Here is a 22,834-nt window from a genome sequence, read left to right as displayed (position 1 = left end):
GTGCGGCTCACCCTGGCCCAGCGGGAAGCCCTTTGGGCCTTGGTCTTTCTGGCTGTTCCTCTAGCCTTCTTCCTCTACTTCCGCATCCTCCCCGCCTTCCAGGCCCTCTGGCTTTCCCTTTACGAATGGCACGCCGACCCCTCACAAAGGCGTTTCGTGGGCCTCGAGCACTATGCCCGGCTCCTGGAAGACCCCCTTCTCCGCCGGGCCCTTTGGAATACCCTCCTCTACACCCTTCTGGGCGTTCCGGGCCAGATCGCCTTGGGCCTTATCATCGCCCTCCTGCTGCAAAGGGCTCCCTTTGGCCGGGACCTCTTCCGGGCCATCTACTTTGCCCCCTATGTGACCCCGGCGGTGGCCGTGGCCTGGGTTTGGAGCTGGATGCTTTCCCCCCATTTTGGGCTGGTCAACGAGCTTTTGGCCCTCCTGGGAATCCCCCCGCAGCCCTTTTTGCAAAGCCCGAGCCAAGCCCTGCCCACCGTGACCTGGGTGGTGGTCTGGCAGAACCTAGGCTTCCAGGTGGTCCTCTTCCTGGCAGGCCTGGAGAGCATCCCCCGCCAGTACTACGAGGCTGCCCGCATAGACGGGGCCGAAGGGTGGAGGCTTTTCCGCCACATCACCTGGCCTCTTTTAAACCCGGTCCTGGTCTTCTCCGTGGTCATCGGTACCATCGGCTATCTGCAGCTTTTCACCCAGGTGGTCAACCTGAACTTCACCGATCAGGGGGGACCCCTTAACAGCACCCTGACCCTGGCCCTTTACATCTACCAGCTGGCCTTCTTGCGCTTCCAACTGGGGTATGCCGCAGCGGTTACCGTCCTCCTCTTTGCCCTTATCCTCCTCATCACCCTGGTACAGCTCAGGCTCCTCACCCGGAGGGTGGAGCTATGAGGGTCCAAAACCGCCTTACAGGGTTTCTGGCTCTCCTCCTCCTCCTGTTGGGTAGCAGCCTTATGGTCCTCCCCTTTCTTTGGATGGTACTCACCTCATTTAAGCCCTTCCCTGAGCTCTTTGAACTCAGGTTCTTTCCCCGGGAACCCACCTGGGAAAACTACCGGGTGGTGCTCTGGGAAACGGGGTTTTTGCGCTGGTTCGGAAATAGCCTCCTGGTGGCCTCCCTTACCACCCTTTCCGTTCTCTTCTTTGACAGCCTCGCCGGCTACACCCTGGCCCGGCTCCGCTTTCCCGGCAAGAACCTGATCTTTGTCCTCATCCTTTCCACCCTCATGGTGCCCACGGAGATGCTGGTCATCCCCTGGTACGTGATGAGCGCGGAAAAGGGCTGGATCAACACCTACTGGGGGCTCCTCTTCCCTGGTCTCATCACCGCCTTCGGGGTCTTCCTCATGCGGCAGTTCTTTGAATCCCTGCCCCAGGACCTCTTTGACGCCGGGCGAATGGATGGGCTCTCCGAGTTCGGGGTCTTCTGGCGCATAGGCCTCCCCCTGGTGCGCCCGGCCCTGGCAGCCCTGGGCATCTTCACCTTTTTGGGCAACTGGAACGCTTTCCTTTGGCCCCTCATCGTGGTCCAGACCCCGGAGATGCGCACCCTTCCCGTGGGCATCGCCCTCTTCTCCGGAGAGGCGGGCACCGCCTGGAACCTGATCATGGCCGCCTCCAGCCTGGCGGTACTGCCAGTCCTCTTGGTCTTTTTCTTCTTCCAACGGCAGATCATCGAGGGCGTGGTCCTCACGGGGGTAAAGGGATGAGGGAGCTTCAGGAAATACTCAAATTGCTTCATCTCCCCCACCGGGGAAGCGCCACGGCCCTCGAGGCCGAGGCCTTCCGCCGCCTGCGGACCTTTTTGGAGGAACGGGGGCATGTGGTACACCCCCTTCCCTTCCGCGGGGTGAGGAGCTACGGGTGGGAACTCTTTGGCATCAGCCTCCTCCTCAGCCTCACCCCCCTTTCCCCATGGCCGCCTCTTTTAGGGGCCTTGGCCTTCTTCCTCTACTTCAATGGGGTCCGCCCTTGGGGTTTCCTTTTGGACCGCTACCCCTCGCAAAACCTTCTCACCTGGAAGGGCCGAGGGGAAAAGGCCCTTCTCCTCATGGCCCACGTGGACACCGCCAAGACCTTCTTCCTTTACCATCCCAAAAGGGTCCGCCACTTTAGGGCAAACTTTTTGCTCAACGCCGCCTTGGCCTTCTTAGCCCCCCTCCTTGCCCTTACCCCCTTGAGATGGCCCGTGGGCCTCTACTTTCTGGTCCAAGCGATTCTCCTCCTCCACCGAGAACTACGGGCCCCCTACGTGGAAGGGGGAAACGACAACGGAAGCGGGGTGGCGGTGGCCACGGCCCTGTTCCTGGAAACCGAGCCCCCAGAGGGCTGGCGGCTCGGCCTTGCCCTCACGGGCTGCGAGGAGGTGGGGACCTTAGGGGCCAAGGCCTTGATCCCCCACCTGCCCCCTGGCACCCTGGTCCTCAACCTGGACAACGTGGGCCGGGGAGAACTATTCTACGCCGAAGGGGAGGGCATGCTGCTTTTTGTTCCCTACCGGGGGGCGCTCCTGGAGGCTGCCCGGAAGACCCCGGGGGCCCGGCCCCTCCGCTACCGCCTGGCCTACTTGGACACCCTGCCCTTGGGGCAAAGGGGCTTTCCCTGCCTTTCGCTCATCCGCCTGGAAAACGGGGTGCCTCCCCACTGGCACTGGCCCACGGATACCTTTGCCCAGCTGGATGAAGGGGCTCTTAAGGACACCTTGGCCTACGCCCATACCCTTTTGCAAAAGGTCTTTAAAGGGTAAGCTCTAGACAAATGTTCCGCGTGGGCATCCTAACCGTGTCCGATAAGGGCTATAGGGGGGAGCGGGAGGACACCACCCACCTGGCCATCCGCGAGGCCTTAAAAGGAGGGCCCTTTGAGGTGGCGGCCTACGAGATGGTCCCCGACGAGCCCCCCCTCATCAAGAAGGTCATCCGGCTTTGGGCCGACCGGGAGGGCTTGGACCTCATCCTTACCAACGGGGGCACGGGCCTAGCCCCCAGGGACAAGACCCCCGAGGCCACCCGGGAGCTCCTGGACAAGGAGGTGCCGGGCCTTGCCGAGCTCATGCGCCTTAAGGGATTGGCGAAAACCCCCATGGCCGCCCTCTCCCGGGGCCTTGCGGGGGTAAGGGGGAAAAGCCTCATCCTGAACCTGCCGGGAAGCCCCAAGGGGGCCCGGGAATCCCTGGAGGCGGTGCTTCCCGTCCTGCCCCACGCCCTAAGCCTCATCACCGGCAAGGTCTGGCGGGAGGGGCACCATGAGTAGGGTCCCTGAGGCCTCGGTCTTCCTGGTGGTGGACGAGGCCAAGAGTAAGGCCCGGGAAAAGGGGCTAAAGCTCATAGACCTCTCCATCGGCTCCAGCGACCTTCTGCCGCCACCGGGGCCCATAGAGGCCCTAAGGGAGGCCCTTTCCGACCCCAGCACCTACGGCTACTGCCTGAAAAGCTGCACCCTTCCCTTCTTGCAGGAGGCCACCCGCTGGTACCAGGACCGTTACGGGGTACGCCTGGACCCCGGCCGGGAAGCCCTGGCCTTGATCGGAAGCCAGGAGGGCCTGGCCCATCTCCTTCTGGCCCTCACCGAACCCCAAGACCTCCTCCTTCTCCCCGAGGTGGCCTACCCCAGCTACTTCGGCGCCGCCCGGGTGGCCTCCTTAAGGACCTTCCTCATCCCCTTACGGGAGGACGGCCTGGCGGATCTCTCCCGGGTGCCGGAAGAGGTCTGGAAGGAGGCCAAGGTCCTTCTCCTCAACTACCCCAACAACCCCACGGGAGCCCTGGCGGACTGGGGTTACTTTGAGGAGGCCTTGGCCTTAGCGGAAAAACATCGCCTATGGCTGGTCCACGACAACCCCTATGTGGACCAGGTGTACGAGGGCGAGGCCCCTTCCCCCTTGGCCCTTCCCGGAGGCCGGGAGCGGGTGGCGGAGCTCTTTAGCCTCTCCAAAAGCTACCACCTGGCGGGCTTCCGCCTGGGCTTCGCCCTGGGGAGCGAGGAAGCCATCGCCCGGCTGGAAAGGGTCAAGGGGGTCATAGACTTCAACCAGTATGCCGGTATCCTGCGCATGGGGGTCGCCGCCCTCAAGACCCCCAGGGAGGTGACCCAGGGCTTCGCCCAGGTGTATCAGCAAAGGGCCTTAACCATGGCGGAAGCCCTGAAGGGAGCGCTGGACCTCCTCCCCCCCAAGGCCACCATGTACCTTTGGGGGAAGCTTCCCCAAGGCGTGGACGACCTGGAGTTCGCCCTAAGCCTGGTGGAGCGGGGCGTGGCCGTGGCCCCAGGGAGGGGGTTTGGCCCCGGCGGGAAAGGGCATGTGCGCCTGGCTCTGGTGCAGCCCGTGGAGAAGCTTCTGGAAGCCGCCCGCATCCTAAAAGAAGCCTTGGATTGAGCTTTCTCCCTGCCCGCCAACCAAGCCGCAGGATCCGCCGGGGTGCCCAGGACGGGGCCGCCCTATTGCCACCTTTCCTCCGGGGGAAGCCCCAAAAGGGCCCGCTTCACCTCCCCCACCAGATACAGGCTTCCCGCCACCACCACCCGGTCCTCCAGGGCCAAGGCCTTTTCCAAGGCCTTCAGGGGATCCTCCTCCACCAGGGCCCCGGGGAAAAGGGGGAGAAGGGCCTTGGGGTCTTGGCTCCTAGGGGAAGCGTAGCGGGTGAGGACCACCGGCCCCAATCCCCCAAGGGCCTCGGCCATGGCCCGGTGGTCCTTCTCCCGGCTGAAGCCCAGCACCAAGACCGCGGGCAAAAGCCCGTGAAAACGCAAAGCTTCCCGCAAGGCCCAAGCCCCTTCCGGGTTATGGGCCCCATCCAAAATAAGCTCCCTTCCCCCAGGCCATGGGAGGCGCTCCAGACGGCCAGGGTTTTCCACCCGGGAAAGGCCCCTTGCCACCGCTTCCCAACTGGCCCCAAGGAGCCTCCCTCCCACCGCGGCCAAAGCCAGATTCTCCGCCTGGTGGGGGCCTAAAAGCCGGCTTTTAAAGGGCCTTTCCTCCCCTTTTAGCCGCAAGCGAAAGGCGATGCCCCCTTCCCAGGCCTCCACCCCTTCCAGGTCGAATTCTTCCCCCAAGACCCAAAGGGGCGTGCCCAAATCCTCCGCCTGGGCCTTCAGCTCCCCAAGCCCCTCCCCCTTAGCGGCGGTGAGGGCCGGCACCCCTTTGCGGAAGATACCCGCCTTCTCCCGGGCCACGTCCTTTAGGGTGGGACCCAGGATCTCCAAATGGTCGTGACCGATGTTGGTGACCACGCAAAGGTGGGGATCGGCCGCGTTGGTGGCATCCCAACGCCCCCCGAGGCCCACCTCCAGCACCGCAAACTCCACCCCCTCCTGGGCAAAGTGAAGGAGGGCGAGGGCGGTGGCCACCTCAAAAAAACTGGCCTCTAAAGCCTCCGCGTGGGGACGGACCTCTTCCAAAAGGGCCAACAGCATCGCCTCCGAAAGAAGCTGGCCCTGGACGGCCACGCGCTCCCGGAAGTCCACCAGGTGGGGGCTGGTGTAAAGCCCTACCCTTAAACCCGTTTCCTCCAGGATCGCCGCCAGGGCCCGGGCGGTGGTGCCCTTGCCGTTGGTTCCCCCGATGAGGGCCACGGGGTAGGCCTCCTGGGGGTTGCCCAGGCGGGCCAGGAGGGCTCGGATGCGTTCCAGGCCAGGCTTCACCTGGCCCTGCCGGGCGTAAAGCCAGGCCAAGGGATCCATCTACCCTTTAAGGGCCGCCTTGCAGGCGGGGCAAAGGCCCCTATAGGTCACCTCCACCCCCCTTACCTCCAACTGGGGATAGGCCTCCTGAACGGGGGCGAGAAGGTCGGGAAGGGGCACCTCCAGGTCCACGATTTCCCCACACCTCTCGCAGACCAGGTGCAGGTGGGGGTGCAGGTTGGCGTCGTAGCGGGTGGCCTCCCCGGCCTTGGTGATGGGGATAAGGTAGCCCTCCTCCACCAGGGCCTCGAGGGTGCGGTAGATGGTCCCCAGGCTTACCTTGGGCACCACCTTGCGCACCTCCTGGTAGATCCAAGCGGCATCGGGGTGGTTATGGGCCTTCCTCACCACCTCCAAGACAGCCTTGCGTTGGCGGGTCAAGCGCTTAAGCGCCATCTACCCCACTATACCCCAGGCCAGGGGGAAACTCCAGCAATCCTATCGGGTTTGGGCCAAAATCTCCCGCCCGCCCTGCTCCAGCACGTCCTGGGCCAGCTCCAGGCCCAGCTCCTCGGCCTCGGAAGCGTCGCCTTCAATCTCCGCCCGGATAAAGCTCTTGCCGTCGGGGGTGAGGACCATCCCCTCCAGAAGGAGGGTGCCGTCCTCCGCCACCTGGGCCAGGGCCCCCACCGGGGCCAGGCACCCGGCCCCCAGGCCCTTTAAAAAGGCCCGCTCCGCCCGTACCCGGTCGTGGGAGGGGTGGTGGTGGAGGGCATAGCAAAGCTCCTCCGCCAGGTCATCCCCCACCCGCACCTCCAGGGCCAAGGCCCCTTGGCCAGGGGCGGGAAGCATCACCTCGGGTTCCAGGAACTGGTCTATGCGGTTGCGCAAGTCCAGCCGGATGAGCCCCGCCGCCGCCAGGATGATCCCGTCGTACTCCCCATTGCCCAAGGCCGCCAGGCGGGTGTCCACATTGCCCCTGAGGTCCTTTACCACCAGGTCCGGCCGGTGGGCCAAAAGCTGGGCCTTGCGCCTTACGGAGCTGGTACCCACCACGGCGCCTTGGGGAAGGTCCTCGAGGCGCTTATACACCTTGCCCAAAAAGGCATCCCGGGGGTCCTGCCTGCGGGGTATGGCGGCGATCTTAAGCCCCGGGGGTTCCTCCGTGGGGAGGTCCTTCAGGGAGTGCACGGCGATGTCAATCTCCCGGGAAAGGAGGGCCTCCTGCAACTCCTTAACAAAGATGGCCTGCTCCAGGGGGCTTGCCCCCTGGTCCCCCCGGGTCTTGATGGTTTTCACCTTGAACTCCGCCTCGGGCCAGCTTTCCTTAAGACGCTCCACCACAAAGCGGGTCTGGGCCAGGGCCAAGGCGCTGCCCCGGGTTCCCACCACGATGACGCGCATACTTTCCCATACTACACGAGAACCCGAAGCCGGGCACCCCCTACTCCAGGGCCAAGCCCAAAGGATCCTGCAAAAGCGCGGCCAGATGCCGGCAGAAGCGGGCCGCCTCAGCCCCGTCTATAAGGCGGTGGTCATAGGTGAGGGCGTAGGGCATGATGAGGCGGGGCTGGAAAGCCTCCTTCTCCGGATCCCACACCGGCTTCATCTGTGAGCGGGAAACCCCAAGAATGGCCACCTCGGGCCAGTTGACGATGGGGGTGAAGCCCACCCCGCCAATCCCCCCCAGGTTGGAGAGGCTGAAGGTGCCCCCTTGCATCTCCTCGGGGGAAAGCTTCCTTTCCCGGGCCTTTTCGGAAACCTCCTGGAGCTCCTGGGCTAGGCGCAGGACCCCCTTTTGCTCCACATTCCGGATCACCGGCACCAGGAGGCCAAAGGGGGTGTCCACCGCCACCCCGATGTGAACGTAGTCCTTGTAGATGACCTCCCCCTTTTCCGGGTCCAGGGAAGCGTTGAACTTGGGGAAGGCCTTCAGGGTCAGGGCCAAGGCCTTAAGGAGGAAGGCGGTGAGGGTGAGCCTAAAGCCCCGTTCCTCCGCCCTTTTGGCGTAGCGCTTCCTTAGGGCTTCCAGCTCGGTGATGTCCGCCTCGTCAAAGTGGGTGACCATGGGCACCTGGGCCCAGGCCTGGGCCATGGCCCGCAGGGTGGCCTTCCGCACCCCGCTCATGGGCTCGGTGCGCACCGGACCCCACTTGCTAAAGTCAGGGAGCTTGGGGCTTGGGGGCGGTGGGGCCTCGAGGGCCACGGGGGGCTGGGCCAACCCCGCCGCCCGCCTCACATCCTCGGCGGTGATCCGCCCCGCAAGGCCCGTGCCCCGCACCTGGCGGATGTCCACCCCAAGCTCCCGGGCCAAGCGCCGCACCGAGGGAGCGGCGGGGATGAGCCGGCCTTCCTCCTGCCCTACCGGGGCTGGGGCAGGGCTCGGGACCCCTGGGGAAGGCGCGGGCTGGACCTCTTCCTTAGGTGGGGTGGGAGCCTCCTGGGACAAGGGGGCCGCCACCTCCCCCGCCTCCAGCTCCAAGAAGGGCTGCCCCGGGCGTACCTCGTCCCCCACCTTCACCAAAACCCGCTTCACCACCCCGCCCGCCTCCGCGGGCACCTCCATCACCGCCTTGTCGGTTTCCAGCTCCAAAAGGGGCTGGCCGGGGGCCACCCGGTCCCCCTCCTGCACCAGCACCCCCACCACGGTGGCCGCGCTCACGTTGTCGCCCAGTTCGGGAAGCTTTAGCTCCATCCTGCCCTCCAGAATACCCCCTACCTCCGGTGGGGCGGGGTCTCCCTTAGCTCAAGCCCCAGCTCCTTCCGCGCTTTGGCCAAGACCTTAGCCGGCACCTGGCCTTCCTCAGCCAGGAGAACAAGGGCGGCGTAAGCGATGTGCCGGGCATCCACCTCAAAGAAGTCCCTTAGGGCCTCCCGGGTATCCGAGCGGCCAAAGCCATCGGTGCCCAAGGCGCAGAAGGGCCGGTCCAAGTACCCCCTTATGAGGTTGGGCAGGGCCTTGAGGTAATCGCTGGCGGCCACCACCGGGCCCTCGTGGCCTTCCAAGACCTCGGCCACATAGGGCCTCCGGGCCTTCCCCAAAAGCCTGCGCTCCCTTTCCGCCTCAATGGCATCGTAGTAGAGAGCCTTGTAGCTGGTGGCGCTCCAGACATCCGCCACCACCCCGTAGCCCTTCAGCAACTCCTGGGCCTTCGCCGCCTGGGGCAGGATGGGCCCGGAACCCAGAAGTTGGACCCGGGGGCCTTCCCCCTCCCCGGGGCGGAAAAGATAGAGGCCCTTCAGGATCCCCTCCTTCACCTTCTCCCGGGGCCCGGGCATGGGGGGGTGGGGGTAGTTCTCGTTCTCAATGGTGAGGTAGTAGAAGACATCCTCCCCCTTTTGGTACATGCGCCTTAGGCCGTCCTCGAGGATCACCGCCAGCTCATGAGCGAAGGCGGGGTCATAAACCAGCAGGTTGGGGGCAGCCAGGGCGTAGACCTGGCTCTGCCCATCCTGGTGCTGCAGGCCTTCCCCCTCCAGGGTAGTCCGCCCCGCCGTGGCCCCTAGGATAAAACCTTTGGCGCGCTGGTCGGCGGCCGCCCAGACCAGGTCCCCGATACGCTGCAGGCCAAACATGGAGTAGGTGATGAGGAAGGGGATGGTGGAGATGCCCCAGTGGGCGTAGGCGGTGCCGGCGGCGATGAAGTCCGCCATGGCCCCGGCTTCGGTGATCCCCTCCTCCAGGATCTGCCCCTCCTTGCTCTCCTTGTAGGCGGTGAGGGTGCCGGCATCCACCGGGATGTAAAGCTGCCCCTGCGGGGAGTAGATGCCCACCTGGGCGATCAGGGCCTCCATGCCGAAGGTGCGAGCCTCGTCGGGCACAATGGGCACGATGAGTTTCCCGATCTTGGGGTGGCGCAGGAGCTTGGCCAGGATGCGCACGAAGGCCATGGTGGTGGAGATCTCCCGCCCCCCCGTGCCCTCGTAGAACTCCTGGAAGAACTCCTCCCCCGGCACCTCCAGATAACCTTCCAGCTGACCCAGGCCCCCGGTAAACCGTACCCGGCGCTCGGGGACAAAGCCCCCCAGGGCCTTCCTACGTTCTAGGAGGTATTTCACCTCGGGAGAGTCCGGCCCCGGGTGGTAGTAGGGAAGCTCCGATAGCCTTTCCTCGGGGATGGGGATGCCCAAAAAGGAGCGCGCCTCCTTTAGGTCCTCCTCGGTGAGCTTCTTCACCTGGTGGGCCACGTTCTTGGCCATGGCGGTGGGCCCCATGCCGTAGCCCTTGATGGTGCGGGCCAGGATAACCACCGGGCTTCCCCTGTGCTCCACCGCCGCCTTGTAGGCGGCATGGATCTTCACCAAGTCGTGCCCACCCCGGCTACGGGTGAGCTCATCCAGCTCCTCGTCCGTCATCCCCTCGATGAGCCGCTTGAGCTCGGGGGTGTTGAAGAAGCGCTCCCTGAGCTCCTTGGCCCCAAAGGCGGCATAGCGCTGCGACTCCCCGTCCACCAGGGCCTCAAAGCGCCTCAGGAGGTGGCCCTCCTGATCCTTGGCCAGGAGCCGGTCCCAGGCGGAACCCCAGACCATCTTGATCACCCACCAGCCCGCACCCCTATACAGCCTTTCCAGCTCCTGGATGATCTTGGAGTTGCCCCGCACGGGCCCATCCAGGCGCTGCAGGTTGGCGTTCACCACGAAGATGAGGTTGTCCAGTCCCTCCCGGGCCGCCAGGTGCAAAGCTCCCACGGTCTCCGGTTCGTCGTGCTCCCCGTCCCCCAAGAAGGCCCAGACCTTGGCGGTGCTCCTGGGCTTCAGGCCCCGGTCCTCCAGGTAGCGCATGAAACGGGCCTGGTAGATGGCCTGGATGGGGCCAAGGCCCATGCTGACCGTGGGGAACTCCCAGAAGTCCGGCATCAGCCAGGGATGGGGATAGCTGGAAAGCCCCCGGCCACCCGGCACCGGAGGGTGCACCTCCCGGCGGAAGTTCTCCAGGTCCGCTTCGCTTAACCTCCCTTCCAGGAAGGCCCGGGCGTAGATGCCAGGGGAGGAGTGCCCCTGGAAGAAGACCAAATCCCGGTCCAACCCCGCCTCGGGCCCGCGGAAGAAGTGGTTGAAGCCCACCTCGTACAGCTCCGCGATGGAGGCGTAGGTGGAGATATGCCCTCCGATCCCATCCGCCTTCTTGTTGGCCCGGGCCACCATCATGGCCGCGTTCCAGCGCAGGATGTTGGCGATGCGCCTTTCCAGATCTAGGTCCCCTGGGTAAGGAGGCTCCTTTTCCTTGGGGATGGTGTTGAGGTAAGGGGTGGAGAGGCGGTTTGCAGGGGTGTAGCCCGCCAGGTAGAGAAACTCGTCCAATAGGCGCAAAAGCTCCTCCACCCGGGCAAACCCCTCCACCCGGAGCACATACTCCAAAGACTCCCGCCACTCCCGGTTCTCCTCCTCCTTAAGCCGGGCCAGTTCCTCTGGGGAAAGGGCCTCTAGGGCTTCCTTGAGCACATCCTCCGTCATCTTCCCCCCTTTTGCGCAAAACTACACTACACCGACTCCTCTTCCCAGTTTGGGGCAGAGGCGACCCTTTGTCCAATAGAAAAGCCTGGAGCTTAATGATAAGCTAGCCTTATCATGGACCTGCGCCGCCTGCGGCTTTTCCTTCTTCTGGCCGAGGAAGGGAACTTCCACCGGGCTGCGGAGAAGGCCTACCTTTCCCAGCCCGCCCTTTCCCAGCACATCCAGGCCTTGGAGAAGGCTCTAGGCGTCAAGCTTCTTGAGCGCAGACCCTTCCGCCTTACCCCGGCGGGGGAGGTGCTGCAGCGGGAAGGCAAGCGGCTGTTGGCGGAGGTGGAGGCCCTAAAAGAGCAGGTGCGCCAAGCAGGGCGGGGCCAGCCCGGGAAGGACTACCTTGGGGAGCTCCGCTTCGGGGTGCCGGAAAACCTCCTTCCCGACCTCATGCCCCTTTTGGACCACCTGCGCCGGGGCTTGGGCCAGCCGGTGGAAATCCTAGAGATGCACACCCCTGAGCAGGTAAAGGCCCTCAAGGAGGGCCAGCTGGACTACGGCCTGGCAGGGCTTAGGGTGGAGGACCCTACCATCGGCCAGGAACCCCTTTTGCAGGTGCCCATCGTGGTAGCCCTGCCCGAGGGGCACCCCTTGGCCTCCCGAAAACGGGTGCCCCTTAAGGCTTTGCGGGAGGAACCTTTCCTCCTCCTCCCCAAGGAGGTCCTACCCCCCCTTCACGAGGCCTTCATGGCGGTCTTCCAGCAGGCAGGCTTCACCCCTAAGGTGGTCCGGGAGGTGGCCCGGTTCTCCCAGGCGGTAAGCCTGGTGGCGGCGGGGGTGGGGGTCTACCTCACCCTGGCTCCCTACCGGGTCTTTCCTCATCCCGGGGTGGTGCTTAAGCCCCTGGAGGAAGAGGCGGCCTTGCAGGTTTCCCTCATCTACCGCACCCATCCCGCTCCCCCCAGGCTTTCGGAGGTGCGGGCACTCCTAAAGGCTTTGGTCCTTTAGGCCTGAAGGCCCGGGGCCTCCGCCTCCCCCCAGGCCAGTTCCACCAGGCCGATAAGCTCCTCCACCGGCAGGCCATAGTCGCGGGAAAGGCGCGTGATCTCGTGCCCAAGCCTTCTCAGGTGGGCCAGCTGGGAAGGGCTGGCCTCCCGTGCCAGGTCCAAAAGCCAGGAGAGAAGGGCTTCCGCCTCCTCATCGGTGAGGCCGTCGGTCAAGGCTTCGTCCTCCAGAAAGAGTGTCGCCGGGTCTTCCTTCATCGCCTCTTTAGTATCTCCTCTTGCCGCACAAAACCCAACCTGCGCACCAGGGCCTCGAGGTGGGCGGGATCCCTGGCCGCCTTCACCTCGGCCTGGAGGCGGGCCACCCGGGCCTCCGCCTGCCGCAAGGCCTCCTCTAGCCTAGCCCTTTCCTGGGCCAGCTGGTAGGCCCTAACCCCCTCCTGCCCCAGAAGAAAAAGGGCGTGGGCCAGGCCCAGGGCGAAGATCACGTGCAGAATCCGGTAAATGGGCCGCTCCAAGATGGCTCCATTATATCTTCCGAGGCATATGGACCAAAGGTGACCATCTACCGGGAAGGAAACCTGGGTCCCAAAAAGAGGAGCGTTGTCTATACCACCCTTTGGGTTTTAAGGGTGTTGCATTTGCACACGGCCTGTGTATACTGGAATGGAAAGGAAGGAGGAGCCATGCCAAGGATGAAGGAAAAGGAGAACTACCGGGCGCGGCTAAAGGCGGTGGGGCTGAGGCACACCCTGCCTCGCGAGCGGATCCTCAGCTACCTGGACCGCAAGAACGTCCACCCCACTCCGGAGGAGCTCTATAACGGCCTCAAGAAGCGGGGCTACGACATCGGCCTCTCCACGGTATACCTTAACCTCCACGTCCTCCGGGAGCATGGCCTCATCTACGAGTTCCGCGACCCCAAGGGCCTGACCCGCTACGACGGCTACACCGAGCCCCATGTGCACCTGGTCTGCACCTCCTGCGGGAAAGTGGAGGACCTGCTCTTGAAGAACCTGCCGGAGCTGGACCTTTCCCAGGCACAAAAGGCCGCCGCCGAAAAGTCCGGCTGGTCACTGGAGGGTTTCCGCTTGGAGTTCAGGGGGCTCTGCCCCAACTGCCAGGAGTAATACCTTCCCCCGGGGCCAATCCCGAGAAAGTTTCCCCACCCCGCTTTATGGCAGGGCGGGGAAACTTTATGGTGTACAATCGGGACCCCCAGCCTGACGACGTCAGGCTGGGGTGGTATCGGTTAACCCCCGGGCCACCTCGAGGACCGTCCGCACCCCAAACCCCGTGCCCCCTTCGGGACCCAGGGCGTGGGCCTTTTTGGTAAAGGCGGGCCCGGCGATGTCCAGGTGCACCAAGGGCACCGTCACGAACTCCGCCAGGAAAAGCGCGGCGGTGATGGCCCCGCCATTCCGGTCCCCCACGTTTTTGAGATCGGCCACGGGGCTTTTCAGCTTCTCCCGGTAGGCCCTTTCCAAGGGAAGGGGCCAGACCTTTTCCCCTGCCCTCCTTGCGGCTTCTTCCACCTGCTTGCCCCAGGCCTCCTCGGTGGCGAAGAGGGCAGCCACCTCTTCCCCTAAGGCCACCACCGCCGAGCCCGTGAGGGTGGAAAGCTCCAAAATACGCCTCGCCCCTTGCCTTTCCGCATAGGCCAAGGCATCCACCAGGGTGAGCCTTCCCTCCGCGTCGGTGTTCATCACCTCCACCGTCTTCCCGGCAAGAGTCTTGAGCACATCCCCAAGCCGGTAGGCCCGGCCCGAGACCATGTTCTCGCAGGCGGCGATGTAACCCCCGATCTCCAGGGGAAGGCCGAGAAGGGCCGCGCTCTTCAGGGCTCCAAGCACCGCCGCCCCTCCCGCCATGTCCCCCTTCATGGTGGCCATGCTCTCCGTGGGCTTTAAGGAGTAGCCCCCGGAATCAAAGGTAAGCCCCTTGCCCACCAGGTCCAGCCTCTCTTGGGCCCCCTCGGGGGCGTATCGTAGGTGGATAAAACGGGGAGGGTGGTGCGAACCCTGGGCCACTGCCAGGAAGGCCCCCATGCCCAGGGCCTCTATGGCCTCCTCATCCAAAACCTCCACCTCTATGCCCAAAGCCCTCAGGGAAAGGGCGGCCTCCGCCAGGGCCTCAGGGGTTAGGACGTTGGGGGGCTCGTTCACCAGGTCCCGGGCCCAGTAGACCCCTGCCGCCACCCCCTTGGCCCTTTCCAGGTCCTCGGGCCGGGCCCCGGAAAGGTAAAGGGTTAGCGCTCTATCCTCCTTTTCGCCCTTGTAACGGTCAAAGCGGTAGGCCCCAAGGAGCAGGCCCTCCGCCAAGGGATAGGCCTCCAGAGCCTCCACGAGCACCTCGGGAAAGGCCAGCTTGGCCAACGCCTGGGCTAGCCTTCCCCCTGCAGCCCGGATGTCCTCGCCTAGGCCAAAAAGGAGGAAGTTCCCCTCCGAAGTGGCCAGAAGAAGGCTTTCCCCCGCCTCCCCCTTGAAGCCCGCCTGGGCCATGGCCTGGCGGAGAAGACCATCCAGACGGGCATCCAAAACCTGGCCCTGGGGGGTAAGCTCCCCCTGCTTGACCCATACCACCTTAAGGGGCGCCTTGCCTTCTTCCAGTGTGGCCGTCGTGGCATGTAGGGTGATCACGCCTGGAAGATACCACGCCCCCGTGGCAGAATGGGAGGGATGCGGCTTCTTCTCCTTTTGGCTAAGCAGGTGACCCTGGGGGGCTCGGCGGCCCTCGAGGGGGTGATGATGAAGTCCCCCTGGGCCTGGGCCCTGGCGGTGCGCCTGCCCGATGGAAGGGTGCACGTGGAGCGCCATGCGGAGCCTGCCCTAGGCCAGCGCTACCCTTGGGCTAAGCTTCCCCTCATCCGGGGGGTGGTGGCCCTGTGGGACGCCCTTTCCGTGAGCTACCGGGCCCTGGCCCGGAGCGCCGAACTCGTAGGGGGCGAGGAGGAGGTGCCCAAAGGGGCCCTGTGGGGCACGGTGGCGGTGAGCCTTCTTCTGGGGATTGCCCTTTTCATCGTACTTCCCGGTTTCCTGGCCGGCCTCTTCCTGGACCCTGCTCGCATCCCCGTCCTCTACAACCTGCTGGCGGGTCTCATCAAGGTGGGCATCCTGGTGGGCTACCTCCGCTTCATCGGGCGCCTGCCGGACATAGGGCGCTTTTTCATGTACCACGGTGCGGAACACAAGGCCATCCACGCCTTTGAGAAGGGGCTTCCCCTGACCGTGGAGAACGTCATGGCCCAGCCCCGCTTCCACCCCCGGTGCGGCACCACCTTCATCGCCTTCGTGATCGTGGTCTCTATCCTGGTCTATAGCTTCATCCCTGCCCCCGAGGTCCTCTGGTGGCGGCTACTGGCCCGGGTCCTCTTCCTGCCGGTGGTGGCGGCCTTGGCCTTTGAGCTCCTCTACTTCTCCGCCCGCCATGAGGATCCCCTTTCCCGCCTCCTACGGGAACTGGGATTCCGCTTCCAGGCCCTCACCGTGGCCGAGCCCACCCCGGAGATGGTGGAGGTGGCCATAAGGAGCACGGAAGCCGCCTTGGGCGAACGGGTGGTGGCATGAGGAAGACGGTCCTGGTGGCCATGTCGGGAGGGGTGGACTCCTCGGTTTCCGCCTACCTCCTGAAGGAGGCGGGGTACGAGGTGGTGGGGGCCATGATGCGCTTCTGGCCCGAGGAGCCGCCCAAGCCTTCCCTGGAACTCCCGGCAGGGCGGGCCTGGGAAAGCTGCTGCACCCCCGAGGCCGCCTACGAGGCCCGAAGGGTGGCGGAAACCTTGGGCATCCCCTTCTACCTGCTGGATTACCGGGAGACCTTTGAGGAGGCCATCATAAAGCCTTTCCTCCAGGATTACGCCCGGGGCCGCACCCCCAACCCCTGCGCCCGCTGCAACACCTTTGTGAAGTTCGGGGCCCTCCTCAAGCAGGCGAAGCGCCTGGGGCTGGACTACGTGGCCACGGGGCACTACGTGCGCCGGGAAGGGAAGGCCCTCCTGAGGGGCGTGGACCCCCGGAAGGACCAAAGCTACTTCCTGTGGGGCACCTCCAAGGAGGCCCTTCCCCACCTCCTCTTTCCCGTGGGGGGGATGACCAAGGCCGAGGTGCGGGCCCTGGCGGAAAAGGCCGGGCTCCCCACCGCCAGGAAGCCGGAAAGCCAAAACCTCTGCTTCGTAGCCGGGGACCTAAGGTCCTTCCTTAAGGAAAGGCTTAAGCCCCGCCCTGGACCCCTGGTGGACGCCCTTACCGGGGAGGTGGTGGGGGAGCACCAAGGGGCAAGCCTCTACACCATCGGCCAGCGCAAGGGCCTTGGGCTTTACAAGCCCCACCTGGAGCGGTACGTGGTGGGGCTAGACCCCGTGGCCAACGTGGTCTACGTGGGACCCAAGGAGGCCGCCCTATGGCAGGGCCTAGAGGGAGAAGGGGCTAACCTCCTCACCGAGCTCCCCGAGGAGGTGGAGGTGCAGGTGCGCTACCGCACCCTCCCGGTGAAGGCCCGAGTGGAGTCCCTAAGCCCCTTGCGCCTCCGCTTCGCCAGTCCGGTCTTCGCCGTGACCCCGGGGCAAAGCGCCGCCTTCTACCGGGGGGAAAGGCTCTTGGGGGGTGCGGTGATCCGCCAGGGGCTTTACAACCTGGCGGGCCTCGCTCAACCGGAAGGTTATCTCGAGGCCGAACGGACGATGGGGCACCTGACCTTTTCCTGACAAACAACCCCCATAGTAGGGCTGGGAGGTTTGAGATGCGAAAGCTAGCGGTCCTAGGAATCTTGGCTTTGGTAGGCTCGGCAGTGGCCCAAGGCACCGTAACCCTGGTGGGAGCAGGGGCCACCTTCCCCTATCCCTTGTTGGCTAAATACGGGGATGAGTACACCCGCCTCACGGAGGGGAAGGTGCGCATCAACTACCAGTCCATCGGTTCCGGTGGCGGTATCCGCCAGTTTCTGGAGCAAACGGTGCACTTTGGCGCCAGCGATGCTCCCCTTTCCGACGAGATAATGAAGGACGTGCGGACCCGTTTTAAAACCAACGCCCTTAACATCGGCTACGCCTTGGGAGCCGTGGTGCCAGCCTATAACCTACCCGGGGTACGGGAAACCCTTCATTTCTCCGGCCCGGTGCTCGCGGACATCTTCCTGGGTAAGATCAAGACCTGGAATGACCCTGCCCTGCAAGCGTTGAACCCCCAGGTGAAGCTTCCCCCCCTGCCCATCACCGTGGTGCACCGTTCCGACGGGTCGGGCACCACCTACGTCTGGGTGGACTACCTTTCCAAGGTTTCCTCCGAATGGGCCAGCAAGGTGGGGAGGGGCACCAGCGTCCAGTGGCCGGTGGGCATAGGAGGCAAGGGCAATGAGGGGGTAGCTGGAGCGGTGAAGCAAACTCCTGGCGCCATCGGTTACGTGGAGGTCACTTACGCTAAGCAGAACAACCTAAGCTACGGAGCCGTACAGAACAAGTCGGGGCGCTTCATCTTAGCAGACCTGCCCTCCATCAAGGCTGCCGCCAACGTGCCCCTCCCTGGGGACATGCGGGTCTCCATCACCGATACCCAGGCTCCTGACGGCTATCCCATCGCCAGCTTCACCTACATGCTGCTTTACGAAGACCTCTCCGCTAACAAGGCGGTGAAGAACGAAGCTGAGGCCCGTGCCCTGGTGGAGTTCGTGAAGTGGGTCCTCACTGAGGGGCAAAAGTACAACGAGCCCCTCACCTACGGGGCCTTGGCTTCGGTGCCCCAGCAACGGGCCCTATCCCTCCTTTCCCGGGTGACCTACGGGAGTAAGCCCATCGGGAAGGAGATCGTAGGGCGCTAGGCTTCCAATGGGGAAAGGGGTGGCCTTTCTGCGGGCCACCCCTTATCTTGAAAAGGGGTTGTCCATGAAGCGGCTTTACACCCATTTCGGCGACCGCGCCTTTGCCGGGACCCTGCTCCTTTTGGCCTTGGGAGTGGCCGTTCTGGCCGTTCTCATGGCCTTTGAGCTTTACCAAGGGGGAAGCTTGGCCCTAAGCCGCTTTGGCCTTTGGGGGTTTGCCCTTGGCAGCCAATGGGACCCGGTAATCCAAAAGTCCTTTGGTGCGTGGCCCTATATTTTGGGAACGGTCCTTGTAAGCCTCTCTGCCCTTCTTCTTTCCTTCTTTCCCGCCTTGGCCACCGCCATCTTTGCCGCCGAGTACGCCCCTAGGTGGCTAGCCCAGATCATCAACTTCCTGCTGGACCTCATGGCAGCGGTGCCCAGCGTGGTGTATGGGCTTTGGGGCATCTTCGTCCTGGCCCCTTGGATCCGGGACCAGGTGCAGCTTCCCCTCTACCTGTGGGCCGCGGAGAAAGCCCCTTGGCTTCTCCCCCTCCTGGGAAATCCCACGGGCTATGGGCTTATGACCGCGATCCTGATCCTGGCCTCCATGATCATCCCTTTCACCGCGGCCTTAGCCCGGGACGCCATCGCCCTGGTACCTCGGGAGCACAGGGAAGCAGCCTACGCCTTGGGTGCCACCCGCTGGGAAGTCATGCGCATGGCCATCCTGCCCCTGGCCCGGGGAGGCATTATCGCCGGCGCCTTTCTCGCCTTAGCCCGAGCCATAGGTGAAACCATGGCGGTGACCATGGTTATCGGCAACTCCCACAAGCTTCCCTACACCCTCTTCGGTGGAGCAGCCACCATGCCCAGCGTCATCGCCAACGAGTTCACCGAAGCCGTTGAGGACCTCCACCTCTCCGCCCTTATAGCCGTAGGCTTCCTGCTTTTTTGGGTTTCCATGGCGGTTAACTTCATCGCCGCCTACCTCCTGAGACGCCAAGAACGCCTGGTCAAAGGGGTGATGTGATGCTTCCTGCTGGTCAAGTACGAAGACCGGAAAAGGAACTGGCCCTTAGAGCCCGCTACCGCAAAGAACGCTTCATGATGATTTTGGTGGGCCTAGGCACCGGCCTAGCTTTCCTGGTCCTCTTCCTGGTCATAGCCTACGCCTTGGCCCAAGGGGCAGGTGCCCTCAACCTGGATTTTTTCCTTAAGGACATGCGTCCGCCGGGGGAAACTGGCGGTGGCTTAAGGCAGGCTATTGTGGGAACCCTGATCGTGGACGGGCTAGGGCTCCTCATCGCCTTACCCTTTGGCCTGGCAGCGGGAATTCTTTTGGCGGAGTACCCCGATCACCCGGTAAATCCCTTCCTGAGGCTCCTCTCCGATACCCTAAACGGGATGCCGGCCATTCTTTTTGGTCTTCTGGCCTTTGTCCTTCTCGTCAAGCCCATGGGGGGGTTCTCCGGCCTATCCGGCAGTTTCGCCCTGGGCTTCCTCATGATCCCCATCCTGGCCAGAAGTACCGAGGGGGTGCTTAGCCTAGTACCCAAGGAGATCCGGGAAGCAGGGCTGGCCTTAGGCCTTCCCCGCTGGCGCGTGATCCTTTCCCTTGTCCTGCCCACCGCCCGGGCTGGACTCATCACCGGGGTGCTCTTGGCCTTCGCCCGGGCGGCAGGAGAGGCAGCTCCGCTCCTCTTTACCGCTTTCGGTAGCCCTCTTTTGGAGCTCAACCCCCTTAAGCCCATGGATACCCTTCCCTTGCGACTATTTGCCTTTGCCATAAGCCCCTATGATGACTGGCACCGCCAGGCCTGGGCGGCAGGGCTAGTGCTCTTTGGGCTGATTACCCTGACCAGCCTGCTGGCACGGTGGGCCTCGAGGAGGATCTAAATGTTCCAGGACACCAAGGAAAAGGAAGCCGTAAGCGTGCACATGGAATCCAGGAGCCTAGTGGTCCGCTACGGGAACCGCGTGGGCGTAGGGGTTGGAAATGGGGTAAACCTCCCCATTTACCGGCACCAGATCACAGCCCTCATCGGGCCCTCAGGATGCGGCAAGACCACTTTTTTGCGCGCCCTGAACCGGATGCATGACCTAACCCCCATCGCCCGGGTGGAAGGAGAGGTGCTTTTGGATGGGAAAAACATCTACGCTCCCGGGGTGGACCCGGTACTGATACGCCGGCGGGTGGGGATGGTTTTCCAAAAGCCCACGGCCTTTCCCACCATGTCCATCTACGATAACGTGGCGGCGGGACTAAAGCTGGTAGGCATAAGGGACAAGCGCCGCCTGGACGAGGCTGTGGAACGGGCGCTCCGGGGAGCCGCTTTGTGGGATGAGGTGAAAGACCGCCTCCGGGCTCCAGCCAGCGGCCTATCCGGTGGGCAGCAACAACGCCTCACCATTGCCCGGGCCTTGGCGGTGGAGCCTGAGGTGCTCCTCATGGACGAACCCACCGCCAGCCTGGATCCCATCTCCACCCAGGCTATAGAAGACCTCCTTCTCTCATTGAAGGAGCAGGTGACCATCGTCATCGTAACCCATAACATGCAGCAGGCAGCCCGCGTTTCCAACTACACCGCCTTCTTTCTCAACGGGGAAATGGTGGAATTCGGTCCCACGGAAGCCATCTTCACCAAACCGCGGGATCCTCGCACGGAAGCCTACGTTACCGGCCGTTTCGGCTAAACTTGGGGGCATGTCTCCCCTTGGCCTCCTCTTCCTAACCCTTTTCAACAGCATCCTGGGGCTTTCCATCCTCTTTCCCATCCTGGGGCCCCTGGGGCGGGAGCTTGGGCTCACCGAGGTCCAGGTGGGTCTCTTCTCCACCGGCTATGCCCTCATGCAGTTTCTCCTTTCCCCTTTATGGGGAAGGCTTAGCGAGCGCGGGCGCAAGCCCATCCTCCTTTTGGGCATCCTGGGCTTTGGCATCAGCTTCCTGCTCTTTGGCCTGTTTGCCCTTCTGGGGCAAAAGGGGTTCTTCTCCCCCGGACTCCTCTTCCTCCTCCTTCTCCTAACCCGGCTTCTGGGAGGGGCCTTCAGCTCCGCTACCCTGCCCACCGCCCAGGCCTATGTGGCGGACGTCACCGGCAGGGAAAACCGCACCGCGGGCATGGCCCTCCTGGGGGCGGCCTTTGGCCTGGCGGTGATCCTGGGGCCCGCCTTGGGAGCGGGGCTTGCGGCCTTTTTCGGCCTCCTGGCCCCGGTGTTTTTCTCCGCAGGGATTGCCCTCCTGAACGCCCTCTTTGTGGCCCTGGTGCTCCCCGAGTCCCGGCCCCAGGGTTCCCGGGAGATGGGCCGGCTTTCCCCTTGGGAGGGCCACATCCTTCCCCTTCTCCTCTTGGGCTTTGCCCTGAACCTCTCCAGCGTGGCCCTGGAGCAGACCATCGCCTTCTACTTCCAAGACCGCCTAGGGCTTTCCGGGGTGGAAACCGCCAGGAGCGTGGGCCTGGCCCTGGTGCTTTATGGGCTGGTGGCGGTGTTTATCCAGGGTTTTTTGGTGCGGCGCTTCTCCTGGCCACCCCGGACCCTTCTCCTCACCGGGGTACCCCTGGGCCTTTTGGGCTTCCTCCTTTTGGTGGCGGCCCATTCCTTCCCCCTTCTGGTGCTGGGCCTGGCCCTGCAGGGGGCGGGGGTAGCCCTGGCTGGGCCAGGGGTGACGGCTGCCCTCTCCCTGGCCGTGGGGGAAGGGGAGCAGGGCCTGGTGGCAGGGCTCAACAGTTCCGCCCAGGCCCTGGGGCGGATGCTGGGCCCTATACTGGGTACAGGGCTTTACCGGCTCACCCCCGAAGCCCCCTACCTCCTAGGGGCCGGGCTTTTGCTGATGGTCCTCCTCCTCCTTCCTGTACTTTTTCGCCGGGTTAAGCTTTAGATGCACCTCATATCCTTTCGGCAAAGGAACTTCCGCAACCTGGCCCTAGCCGCCTTCCACCCTCCCCAGGGGCTTTTCGCCCTGGTGGGGGGAAACGCCCAGGGCAAGACCAGCCTGCTTTTGGGCCTCCACCTGGCCCTAGGGGGAGAGGTGCGAAGCCCTTTGGCCGACCTCATCCGCTTTGGGGAAAAGGAAGCTTGGCTTTTCGCCGAGGTGGAAACGGAGCTGGGCCTCTACCGCATAGAGCAAAGGCTTGGCCCAGAGGGAAGGGAGGTCTTCTTAAACGAAAGGGCCGTAAGCCTCCGGGCACTGCAGGAGCTTCCGGGCTCGGTCTTGGTCCTGCCTGAGGACGTGGAGGTGGTCCTGGGAAGCCGGGAGGAGAGGCGCACCTTCTTGGACCGCCTTATCGGGCGCTTTTCCCGGCGGTACACCGCCTTCCTTGCCGCCTACGAGAAGGCGCTTCGCCAGCGGAATGCCCTCTTAAAAGCGGGGGGCAATGGGCTTGCGGTGTGGGACCAGGAGCTTGCCCGTTACGGCACCGAGATCATGGCCCTTAGGGGGCGTTTTCTAAAGCGCTTCCTGCCCATCTTCCGGTCCGTCCACCAAACCCTGGCCCCAGGGGAGGCAGGGCTCCTTTTGGAGGAGACCGCCCCAGGGGACTTCCTCGAGGCCCTCCAGGCCCGGCGGGAAGAGGAGCTCCTAAAAGGCCAGACCCTGGTGGGCCCCCACCGGGACGATCTGGTCTTCCTGCTCTCGGGCCGCCCGGTGCACCGCTTTGCTAGCCGGGGGGAGGCCAAGGCCATCGCCCTGGCCCTGCGCCTGGCCGAGCACCAGCTTCTTACCGAACACCACGGGGAAGCCCCCCTCCTCCTGGTGGACGAGTGGAGCGAGGAGCTGGACGAGGGCAAGCGGCAGGCGGTCTTGGCCTACGCCCGTAGCCTTCCCCAGGCTGCCCTGGCTGGACTTTGGGCCCCCAAAGGGGTGCCGGTATGCTGGGTGGAAGGGGGGGTGGTCCTGGGCTAACCCAACCCCACCCTGGCGCCAGGGTGGGGGCCCCGGAAAAACCCCTCTTTGGGTCCATCCTGGGAAGTATAATCCC

General features: G+C 64.2%; 23 protein-coding genes. 15 read left to right on the top strand and 8 right to left on the bottom strand.

The features are described 5' to 3' along the window. The 5 genes from L0D18_RS10060 to L0D18_RS10040 are packed head-to-tail and all read left to right on the top strand — an operon-like array spanning position 1 to position 4,375. Positions 1-891, top strand: coding sequence for a carbohydrate ABC transporter permease (locus L0D18_RS10060; protein ID WP_243028788.1), 891 nt, complete (start codon positions 1-3; stop codon positions 889-891). Continuing rightward, positions 888-1,709 (top strand): carbohydrate ABC transporter permease, encoded by an 822-nt coding sequence (locus L0D18_RS10055; protein WP_243028787.1) that lies wholly within the window; start codon positions 888-890, stop codon positions 1,707-1,709. The genes L0D18_RS10060 and L0D18_RS10055 overlap by 4 nt, the downstream gene beginning before the upstream one ends. Next, positions 1,706-2,746 carry a M28 family peptidase gene (locus tag L0D18_RS10050; RefSeq protein WP_243028786.1) on the top strand — a complete coding sequence of 347 codons (1,041 nt, stop codon included), beginning with the start codon at positions 1,706-1,708 and terminating at the stop codon, positions 2,744-2,746. The genes L0D18_RS10055 and L0D18_RS10050 overlap by 4 nt, the downstream gene beginning before the upstream one ends. 11 nt (positions 2,747-2,757) lie before the next feature. After that, entirely contained in the window at positions 2,758-3,252 is a 495-nt protein-coding gene (locus tag L0D18_RS10045) for a MogA/MoaB family molybdenum cofactor biosynthesis protein (RefSeq protein ID WP_243028785.1), read from the top strand. Further along, positions 3,245-4,375 (top strand): aminotransferase class I/II-fold pyridoxal phosphate-dependent enzyme, encoded by a 1,131-nt coding sequence (locus tag L0D18_RS10040; RefSeq protein WP_243028784.1) that lies wholly within the window; start codon positions 3,245-3,247, stop codon positions 4,373-4,375. Before L0D18_RS10045 ends, L0D18_RS10040 begins: the two co-directional genes overlap by 8 nt. A 62-nt stretch (positions 4,376-4,437) precedes the next feature. On the opposite strand, the gene L0D18_RS10035 is transcribed toward L0D18_RS10040, so the two are convergent. From L0D18_RS10035 to aceE, 5 genes are read right to left on the bottom strand one after another with little or no spacing between them, the layout of a single operon-like run. After that, the gene (locus L0D18_RS10035; protein ID WP_243028783.1) at positions 4,438-5,679 is read right to left on the bottom strand and encodes a bifunctional folylpolyglutamate synthase/dihydrofolate synthase; all 1,242 of its coding nucleotides are present in this window, start codon (positions 5,677-5,679) and stop codon (positions 4,438-4,440) included. Then, complete coding sequence (gene perR / locus L0D18_RS10030) at positions 5,680-6,075, bottom strand: manganese-dependent transcriptional regulator PerR (RefSeq protein WP_243028782.1); 396 nt, start codon at positions 6,073-6,075, stop codon at positions 5,680-5,682. It abuts the gene before it with no gap. 42 nt (positions 6,076-6,117) lie between these two features. Beyond that, positions 6,118-7,023 (bottom strand): hydroxymethylbilane synthase, encoded by a 906-nt coding sequence (gene hemC / locus L0D18_RS10025; protein WP_243028781.1) that lies wholly within the window; start codon positions 7,021-7,023, stop codon positions 6,118-6,120. A gap of 40 nt (positions 7,024-7,063) precedes the next feature. Next, a complete protein-coding gene (locus L0D18_RS10020; protein WP_243028780.1) occupies positions 7,064-8,314 on the bottom strand; it encodes a 2-oxo acid dehydrogenase subunit E2 in 1,251 nt (416 codons plus the stop codon). Between the two features lie 20 nt (positions 8,315-8,334). Then, positions 8,335-11,073: a pyruvate dehydrogenase (acetyl-transferring), homodimeric type gene (gene aceE / locus L0D18_RS10015; RefSeq protein ID WP_243028778.1), complete on the bottom strand. Its 2,739-nt coding sequence runs from the start codon at positions 11,071-11,073 to the stop codon at positions 8,335-8,337. Between the two features lie 114 nt (positions 11,074-11,187). On the opposite strand from aceE, the gene L0D18_RS10010 reads away from it, so the two are divergent. Continuing rightward, complete coding sequence (locus L0D18_RS10010) at positions 11,188-12,069, top strand: LysR family transcriptional regulator (protein WP_243028776.1); 882 nt, start codon at positions 11,188-11,190, stop codon at positions 12,067-12,069. Here the strand turns inward: L0D18_RS10010 and L0D18_RS10005 are convergent. Next, positions 12,066-12,323 carry a hypothetical protein gene (locus L0D18_RS10005; RefSeq protein ID WP_243028774.1) on the bottom strand — a complete coding sequence of 86 codons (258 nt, stop codon included), beginning with the start codon at positions 12,321-12,323 and terminating at the stop codon, positions 12,066-12,068. The genes L0D18_RS10010 and L0D18_RS10005 overlap by 4 nt on opposite strands. Beyond that, the gene (locus L0D18_RS10000; RefSeq protein WP_243028773.1) at positions 12,320-12,583 is read right to left on the bottom strand and encodes a septum formation initiator family protein; all 264 of its coding nucleotides are present in this window, start codon (positions 12,581-12,583) and stop codon (positions 12,320-12,322) included. The genes L0D18_RS10005 and L0D18_RS10000 overlap by 4 nt, the downstream gene beginning before the upstream one ends. A gap of 168 nt (positions 12,584-12,751) precedes the next feature. Between L0D18_RS10000 and L0D18_RS09995 the strand changes: the two genes are divergently transcribed. Next, positions 12,752-13,195, top strand: a complete 444-nt coding sequence (locus L0D18_RS09995; protein WP_243028772.1) for a Fur family transcriptional regulator — start codon at positions 12,752-12,754, stop codon at positions 13,193-13,195. 102 nt (positions 13,196-13,297) lie between these two features. On the opposite strand, the gene L0D18_RS09990 is transcribed toward L0D18_RS09995, so the two are convergent. Continuing rightward, positions 13,298-14,704 (bottom strand): leucyl aminopeptidase, encoded by a 1,407-nt coding sequence (locus L0D18_RS09990; RefSeq protein WP_243028771.1) that lies wholly within the window; start codon positions 14,702-14,704, stop codon positions 13,298-13,300. Positions 14,705-14,734: 30 nt separating this feature from the next. Between L0D18_RS09990 and L0D18_RS09985 the strand changes: the two genes are divergently transcribed. The 8 genes from L0D18_RS09985 to recF all read left to right on the top strand — a co-directional run bounded on the left by L0D18_RS09985 (position 14,735) and on the right by recF (position 22,758). Further along, entirely contained in the window at positions 14,735-15,631 is an 897-nt protein-coding gene (locus L0D18_RS09985) for a DUF1385 domain-containing protein (RefSeq protein WP_423247902.1), read from the top strand. After that, entirely contained in the window at positions 15,628-16,767 is a 1,140-nt protein-coding gene (gene mnmA / locus L0D18_RS09980) for a tRNA 2-thiouridine(34) synthase MnmA (protein WP_243028769.1), read from the top strand. Before L0D18_RS09985 ends, mnmA begins: the two co-directional genes overlap by 4 nt. A 35-nt stretch (positions 16,768-16,802) precedes the next feature. Continuing rightward, entirely contained in the window at positions 16,803-17,876 is a 1,074-nt protein-coding gene (pstS, locus tag L0D18_RS09975) for a phosphate ABC transporter substrate-binding protein PstS (protein ID WP_243028768.1), read from the top strand. 64 nt (positions 17,877-17,940) lie between these two features. Continuing rightward, positions 17,941-18,888, top strand: coding sequence for a phosphate ABC transporter permease subunit PstC (gene pstC, locus L0D18_RS09970; protein ID WP_243028767.1), 948 nt, complete (start codon positions 17,941-17,943; stop codon positions 18,886-18,888). Beyond that, entirely contained in the window at positions 18,888-19,754 is an 867-nt protein-coding gene (pstA, locus tag L0D18_RS09965; protein WP_243028765.1) for a phosphate ABC transporter permease PstA, read from the top strand. Before pstC ends, pstA begins: the two co-directional genes overlap by 1 nt. Beyond that, on the top strand, positions 19,755-20,552 hold the full coding sequence (gene pstB, locus L0D18_RS09960; RefSeq protein WP_243028764.1) for a phosphate ABC transporter ATP-binding protein PstB: 798 nt from the start codon (positions 19,755-19,757) through the stop codon (positions 20,550-20,552). 10 nt (positions 20,553-20,562) lie between these two features. Beyond that, positions 20,563-21,735, top strand: a complete 1,173-nt coding sequence (locus tag L0D18_RS09955; RefSeq protein ID WP_243028763.1) for an MFS transporter — start codon at positions 20,563-20,565, stop codon at positions 21,733-21,735. Beyond that, entirely contained in the window at positions 21,736-22,758 is a 1,023-nt protein-coding gene (gene recF / locus L0D18_RS09950; RefSeq protein WP_243028762.1) for a DNA replication/repair protein RecF, read from the top strand. Positions 22,759-22,834 lie beyond the last annotated feature (76 nt).

The sequence above is a fragment of the Thermus albus genome (assembly GCF_022760855.1).
GTDB classification, from domain to species: domain Bacteria; phylum Deinococcota; class Deinococci; order Deinococcales; family Thermaceae; genus Thermus; species Thermus albus.
The sequence above is the reverse complement of the archived record's forward strand: the minus strand, read 5'-3'. Positions and strand labels throughout refer to the sequence as shown.

Bases quoted from the DNA above. Each gene is read 5' to 3' on its own strand.
- L0D18_RS10055 (WP_243028787.1), top strand. From the start codon at position 888: ATGAGGGTCCAAAACCGCCTTACAGGGTTTCTGGCTCTCCTCCTCCTC.
- L0D18_RS10050 (WP_243028786.1), top strand. From the start codon at position 1,706: ATGAGGGAGCTTCAGGAAATACTCAAATTGCTTCATCTCCCCCACCGG.
- L0D18_RS10045 (WP_243028785.1), top strand. From the start codon at position 2,758: ATGTTCCGCGTGGGCATCCTAACCGTGTCCGATAAGGGCTATAGGGGG.
- L0D18_RS10040 (WP_243028784.1), top strand. From the start codon at position 3,245: ATGAGTAGGGTCCCTGAGGCCTCGGTCTTCCTGGTGGTGGACGAGGCC.
- L0D18_RS10035 (WP_243028783.1), bottom strand. From the start codon at position 5,679: ATGGATCCCTTGGCCTGGCTTTACGCCCGGCAGGGCCAGGTGAAGCCT.
- perR (WP_243028782.1), bottom strand. From the start codon at position 6,075: ATGGCGCTTAAGCGCTTGACCCGCCAACGCAAGGCTGTCTTGGAGGTG.
- hemC (WP_243028781.1), bottom strand. From the start codon at position 7,023: ATGCGCGTCATCGTGGTGGGAACCCGGGGCAGCGCCTTGGCCCTGGCC.
- L0D18_RS10020 (WP_243028780.1), bottom strand. From the start codon at position 8,314: ATGGAGCTAAAGCTTCCCGAACTGGGCGACAACGTGAGCGCGGCCACC.
- aceE (WP_243028778.1), bottom strand. From the start codon at position 11,073: ATGACGGAGGATGTGCTCAAGGAAGCCCTAGAGGCCCTTTCCCCAGAG.
- L0D18_RS10010 (WP_243028776.1), top strand. From the start codon at position 11,188: ATGGACCTGCGCCGCCTGCGGCTTTTCCTTCTTCTGGCCGAGGAAGGG.
- L0D18_RS10005 (WP_243028774.1), bottom strand. From the start codon at position 12,323: ATGAAGGAAGACCCGGCGACACTCTTTCTGGAGGACGAAGCCTTGACC.
- L0D18_RS09995 (WP_243028772.1), top strand. From the start codon at position 12,752: ATGCCAAGGATGAAGGAAAAGGAGAACTACCGGGCGCGGCTAAAGGCG.
- L0D18_RS09985 (WP_423247902.1), top strand. From the start codon at position 14,735: ATGGGAGGGATGCGGCTTCTTCTCCTTTTGGCTAAGCAGGTGACCCTG.
- mnmA (WP_243028769.1), top strand. From the start codon at position 15,628: ATGAGGAAGACGGTCCTGGTGGCCATGTCGGGAGGGGTGGACTCCTCG.
- pstS (WP_243028768.1), top strand. From the start codon at position 16,803: ATGCGAAAGCTAGCGGTCCTAGGAATCTTGGCTTTGGTAGGCTCGGCA.
- pstC (WP_243028767.1), top strand. From the start codon at position 17,941: ATGAAGCGGCTTTACACCCATTTCGGCGACCGCGCCTTTGCCGGGACC.
- pstA (WP_243028765.1), top strand. From the start codon at position 18,888: ATGCTTCCTGCTGGTCAAGTACGAAGACCGGAAAAGGAACTGGCCCTT.
- pstB (WP_243028764.1), top strand. From the start codon at position 19,755: ATGTTCCAGGACACCAAGGAAAAGGAAGCCGTAAGCGTGCACATGGAA.
- L0D18_RS09955 (WP_243028763.1), top strand. From the start codon at position 20,563: ATGTCTCCCCTTGGCCTCCTCTTCCTAACCCTTTTCAACAGCATCCTG.
- recF (WP_243028762.1), top strand. From the start codon at position 21,736: ATGCACCTCATATCCTTTCGGCAAAGGAACTTCCGCAACCTGGCCCTA.